At 69.7% G+C, this 5,967-nt stretch carries 3 protein-coding genes; 1 reads left to right on the forward strand and 2 read right to left on the reverse strand.

The annotated features are described in order from the left end of the window. Positions 1 to 372: 372 nt before the first annotated feature. Positions 373 to 3,015 (forward strand): MHYT domain-containing protein, encoded by a 2,643-nt coding sequence (locus FV223_RS18055; RefSeq protein ID WP_147728318.1) that lies wholly within the window; start codon positions 373 to 375, stop codon positions 3,013 to 3,015. A gap of 6 nt (positions 3,016 to 3,021) precedes the next feature. Here FV223_RS18055 and FV223_RS18060 read toward each other — a convergent pair whose 3' ends face one another. Continuing rightward, positions 3,022 to 3,396 carry a response regulator gene (locus FV223_RS18060; RefSeq protein WP_147728319.1) on the reverse strand — a complete coding sequence of 125 codons (375 nt, stop codon included), beginning with the start codon at positions 3,394 to 3,396 and terminating at the stop codon, positions 3,022 to 3,024. A 5-nt stretch (positions 3,397 to 3,401) separates the two neighbouring features. After that, entirely contained in the window at positions 3,402 to 5,891 is a 2,490-nt protein-coding gene (locus FV223_RS18065; protein WP_147728320.1) for a GAF domain-containing protein, read from the reverse strand. Positions 5,892 to 5,967: the final 76 nt, after the last annotated feature.

A 5,967-nucleotide genomic window follows, 5' to 3' on the forward strand; every position in this document is an offset into this window, starting at 1 on the left:
CCGCGCGTCCGTCGGCGGCACCTTCCTGCGCGCCGCGCACCAGCCCCTGCGCCTGGGCGAACGCGGGCACGGCCATGGCGAGCGCCGCCGCTGCGAGAATGATCTTGGTCCTCATGAGAATCCCCCTGTCATCGATAGGCTCGGCCGATCCCGGTCGGTCTGACCTGGTTCGGAGCACGGACATCCGTTCCGGTCGAACCGGATAGGAACGACGATGGGGGCGGATTTGCGTCCGGACGCATCCGGGTGTCCCGAACACCCGTACGAGCCGTCTAAAAAGATCGGATCGAGGGGGACGTTCACGAATGGGCGATTGCCCCAAGCTCGCTGCCTTTCGGTGGTAGCAGAGGCCGGCACAAACCGGAAATCCCCATGGTCCACACCGGATACAACCCGCTCCTCGTCACGCTCTCCATCGTCATCGCGGTGTTCGCATCCTATGCGGCCCTCGATCTCGGGGCCCGCGTCCGGCGTCCGGACGTCGGTCCGCGCTGGGCCTGGGGCGCCGGAGCGGCGGTGGCGATGGGCGGCGGCATCTGGTCGATGCACTTCGTCGGCATGCTCGCCTTCGAGATGGGCATGGTCGCCGCCTACGATCTTGGGCTGACGCTGCTGTCGCTGCTGATCGCGGTGGGTGTGACGGCCGGCGCCTTCGCTTGGGTCGCACAACGGGGAACGGGGCCGGGCTCGCTCCTGGTCGCGGGCCCGCTCATGGGCCTCGGGGTCGCGGCGATGCACTACACCGGCATGGCGGCGATGCGCGTGCCCGGCAACCTCGCCTACGATCCGGCGGTCGTAATCTTCTCGGTCGCTATCGCGGTGACCGCCGCCACCGCCGCCCTGTGGCTGACCTTCCGCCGCAACCAACCCTGGCAGAAGCTCGCCGCCGCCTGCGTGATGGGGCTGGCGGTCGCCGGCATGCACTACACAGGGATGGCCGCGGCGACGGTGACGGCCGAGGCGGCCGGCGCCCACGCCGCGCACGCGACTACCCTGGCGACAGGACAGCGTGACCTCGCCCTCGCGGTGGCGGGCGTCACCTTGCTCATCCTGTTCCTCGCGATGATGGCGTCGTCGCTCGACCAGCGCCGGGTACAGCGACGCCTGCACGTCAGCGAGGCGCGCTTTCGATCCGCCGTCAGGGCCGTCAACGGCGTGATGTGGACCACGGACGCCGCCGGGCATTTCGTCGAGGAGCAGGCGGGTTGGGCGGAGATCACCGGGCACACCCCGGAGCAGTACATGGGCACGGGGTGGGCGAAGGCGATCCATCCCGAGGACCTGCCGACGACGGTCGCGACCTGGACCGACGCGCTGCGCGACGAGACCCCGTACACGGTCGAGCATCGCGTGCGGACCGCTGAGGCGGGTTGGCGTCGCTACGTGGCGCGGGCAGTGCCCGTGCGCGACGCCGACGGGGCGGTCCGGGAGTGGGTGGGCGTCCATGAGGACATCACAGAGCGCCACGCGTTCGAGGTCGCGCTTAAGGAGGCGAGGGACGCCGCCGAGGAGCACAGCCGGGCGAAGAGCCGGTTCCTGGCCAACATGAGCCACGAGCTCCGGACCCCGCTGTCGGCCGTGATCGGCTACTCCGAGATGCTTGAGGAGGAGGCGGAGGAGCTCGGGCAGGACAGCCTCCTCAAGGACCTCGGCAAGATCAAGTCGAACGCCCAGCACCTCCTCGGCCTGATCAACGACGTGCTCGACCTGTCGAAGGTCGAGGCCGAGAAGATGGAGCTCTATCCCGAGGACATCGACGTCTCCGCTTTCGTCACGGACGCGGCCGCCACGGTCGAAGCCCTGGTCGGGAAGAAAGGGAACGTCCTCGTGCTGGACGTGGCCGACGGCGTGGGCCAGGCGCGGACGGACGCTGTGAAGCTGCGCCAGTGCCTGTTCAACCTGCTCTCGAACGCCGCCAAGTTCACCGAGGGCGGCACCATCACCCTGGAGGGGGCTCGCGAAGCGGATGCAGGCGGCGACTGGCTCCGGTTCACGGTGCGGGATACCGGCATCGGCATGAACCCCGAGCAGGTCGGGCGCCTGTTCCAGCGCTTCACGCAAGCCGACGAGAGCACCACGCGCAACTACGGCGGGACCGGCCTCGGTCTGGCTTTGAGCCGTGCCTTCGCACAGTTGCTCGGCGGCGACATCACCGTCGCGAGCGTCGAGGGCGAGGGAACGAGTTTCACCCTACGCGTGCCGGCAGCGGCACCGGAGCGGACGGTTGAGGACGAAGCAGCCGCGGCGCCGGAAAATGGCGAAAGGCTGGGCGACCTCGTCTTGGTCATCGACGACGAGGCGTCCCAGCGCGAGCTTATGACCCGGTTCCTCGAACGCCAGCGCTTCGCCGTGCGCACGGCGGGAGACGGGCGTACCGGCCTCGACCTGGCCCGGTCGCTCAGGCCCCGCGCGATCCTCCTCGACGTCATGATGCCCGAGATGGACGGCTGGTCGGTGCTCGCCGCTCTAAAGTCGGATACCGAGACCGCCGGCATCCCGGTGGTGATGGTGAGCTTCGTTGCCGACGCGACGCTCAGCGCCTCGCTCGGAGCTGTCGAGGCGGTGCCGAAGCCGGTGGACTGGGCGCGCCTCCGGACCATCCTGGACCAGTTCCGGGCAGCGGACGGCGACGTTCTGGTGGTCGACGACGACGCGGACATGCGTCACCGTCTCCGGGCGACCCTGGAACGCAACGGCTGGAGCGTCCGCGAAGCCGGCGACGGCCGCGAGGCGCTCGACCAGGTCCGGCATGGAGTGCCACGCCTCGTCCTGCTCGACCTGACCATGCCGGTGATGGACGGGTTCTCGTTCCTCGACCGTTTGAGGGGCGTGCCCGGCTGCGCCGACGTGCCGGTGGTGGTGCTCAGCGCCCGGGACGTCACGGCCGAGGAGCTCGAACGCTTGTCCGAGGCCGACAGCGTCCTGCGCAAGGGCGATACGAGCCTACAGGACATTGCCACGGAGCTGCGCAAGATCGACAATCGGCAGGCCGCCTCGGCAATCGACGCCGATTGAGGAAGCTCAGGCTGTGAAGCGCTGGATCGCCGCCACGATTCGGCGCCGGTCGAACGGCTTGCCGAAGACGACGCCGCGCTCCGGAATCTGCGCGGCGTCCCATGGTTGGGACGAGACCATCAGCAGCTCGATGGGCGGCCAGCGGTCGCGGATCGACAGCGCGAGTTCCATGCCCGCGGTCGAGCCGCGCATGTCGAGGTCGGTGAACACGGTCCGGATGTCGGGACGCGTCTCCAAGATGCGGATCGCATCGCCGACCGAGTTCGCTTCGACTGCCTCGCAGCCGGCGTTCTCGACGAAGTCGACCAGCGACATCATCAGGATCGGATCGTCCTCTACGACAAGGACCAGGGCGGGTTCGGATCGGTGCGGCTCGGCCATGGAGGTCAGTGCACCTGGATCTGGATGTCGGTGAGGGGAGCGCGGAACTCCGCACGGAGCCCGGACAGTCCATACCGAAGATCGGCCTTCCGGGTTCCGACCAGGCCCATGCGGATCAGCTTCGACCCGAACCCGACGCGTCCCGTCGGGGCCGCCGCCGCGGGTCCGCCGGTCTCGGTCCAGTCCAGCACGAGGGAGGGGGACATCCCGTCCTCGGTTCGCCACGCGATGCGCACCATGCCCGCGTTCGCCGACAGCGCGCCGTACTTCAGGGCGTTGGTGGCCATCTCGTGCAGGAGCAGCGTCAGTGACAGGGCCGCTTCGGGACTGATGTCCATGTCCGGCCCGTCGAACGCGAACCGGTCGAGATCCGCTTGCATGCCGAGAACGCTCTCCATCACGGCGCGCATCCGCGCCGCGGCCCAGCTCTTCTGCATGAGGACGTCGTGGGCGCGGGACAGGGCCAACACCCGGCGCTCGAACGCCTCCACGGGCTCGCGCTCTGTGACGCCGCGGAGGGTCTGGGTGGCGATGGACTGGACCACGGCGAGGGTGTTCTTCAGGCGGTGGGCCAACTCCTTGTTGAGCACCGCCTGGAGTTCCTCCGCACGCACGCGCGCCACGCCGACCTCAAGCCGGTCGGCGACGTTGCGGAGGAAGGCGAGCTCCTCCGGCGTCCACACCCTGGCCTGGACGTCGTGCACGATGAAGGCCGCCACGGTGCGGCCGCGCTCGCGCACCGGCATGTTCACCAGCGAGCCGATGTCGATGGCCCGCATCGGTCCCGGGTTGTCGCGCGTACGGGGGTCGGTGGCGACGTCGTCGATGACCAGCGCGTCGCCTTTGCGGAGATGCGTGCGGATGTTCCCATAGTCGTCGAACGCGTGCCGGCCGGCGATGCTGTCGATGCCCGGCGCAGTCCAATCCGGCTCGACCTCGATAGCCTCGACGTCACCCTCGATGCGACCGAAGCCGGCGCGCGTGGCCCCGAGCGTGCGCCCGACGATCTCGGCGGCGGCCCTGGCCATCTCGGCCGTGGTGGTGAGGTCGCGCAGGCGGTCGCCCACGGCCAGCAGCGCGGCGCGGCGGGTGTCGGCCTCGACGCGTTGCGTCACCTCCAGGAAGATCACCCCGAAGCGGTCGTCGTCGAGCTTGAACGCCCTGCCTTCGTACCAGCGTCGCAGCGTCCCGATCCGCCGCGTGAACTCGGCCGGTCGTCCGGTGGCGACCACCTCGGCGAACTCGGCGACCCATTCCTCCTCGATGTCCGGGATGACCTCACGTACGGACCGCCCCGCGACGGTCGCAGGGTCGATGCCGAGCAGCGTGCCCCAGGCGGGATTGACCTCGACATGGCGCCAGTCCGTCACCCGCCCGTCCGCGCCTCGGACGACCTCGCCGACGAGAAAGCCCTCGCTGAGGCGGTCGAACAACCCGCGCCAGTAGACGTCCTTGGCCCGGGCGTCGGCCCTTGCCTTCGCCTCGGTCAGGCCGGAGGTCGCCGCGCTCGTGAACAGCCCAATGATGTCGAGGTCGCCCCGCGTGAACGCGCGGGGACGCGCGGCGATGAGCTTCAGCACGCCCAGCACGGTGTCGCCCCGCAGGATCGGGGCCAGGATGGCCGAGCCTAGGGCGAGGGTCGCCGCATGCCCTCGGTCGACGTGAGGGTCGTCGTCCGCATCAGCGATCAGGTACGGCGACTTGGTCCGGGCGCAGTGCCCTCCGGCGCTGACGCCGACGGAAACCCGCAGGCCGAGGTGCGGCGCGAGCGATCCGTGCACGGCACGGTATTCCAGCGTCGCGTCGTCCAGCAGCTCGATCACGCCGCCCCCGGCGGTCGGGACCGCACGCATCGCGCCCGCGACCACGGCCTCCAAGATGCCGTCGAGGTCGTCCCCCAACGCCGCGATGCGCATCTGTGTCTCGCGCAGCGCCTCCCGTATCGCGTAGGCGCGCTGCTCCTCGGCGCGTGCCGTGTCGCGGGTCGCAACCGCCCGTCGGAGTTCCATCTGGGAGACGATCTGCCGGGCCAGCGCCTTGAGGCCGTCGGCCTGTGCCGGGGTAAGGCCACCGGGCCGGGTCGCCTTGTCGATGACGCACAGGCTGCCGAGGGCATGGCCTTCCGTAGTGACCAGCGGTGCCCCGGCGTAGAAACGGATGAACGGCTCGCCGTTGACGAGCGGATTGAGGCGCGTGCGCGGATCGACGGTCAGGTCGGGGATGACCAGGATCTCGTCGGGCTGCCCCAGGGCGTGGGCGCAGACGGAACTGTTGAGGTCGGTCTCGCAGGACGGGAAACCGACCCGGGCCATAAACCATTGTCGGTCGCCCGCCACCAGGCTGACGAGGGACACCGGAACGTGGCAAAGCTGGCAGGCGAGCTGCACGATGTCGTCGAACCCGCGCTCGGCGGGGGTATCGAGGATCGCGTAGCCCGCGAGGGCGTCGAGGCGGGCCTCGTCTAAAACGACGGGCGGGTGACGGACTGGCGCCATGTCGAGGTCAATCCCGCCTGGGGCACGCTGCTCGGCATCGACCCTGCGACCGTCGCGGGGCGGTCCGTACGTGAGG

It is taken from the genome of Methylobacterium sp. WL116, from assembly GCF_008039455.1.
Taxonomy (GTDB): Bacteria; Pseudomonadota; Alphaproteobacteria; order Rhizobiales; family Beijerinckiaceae; genus Methylobacterium.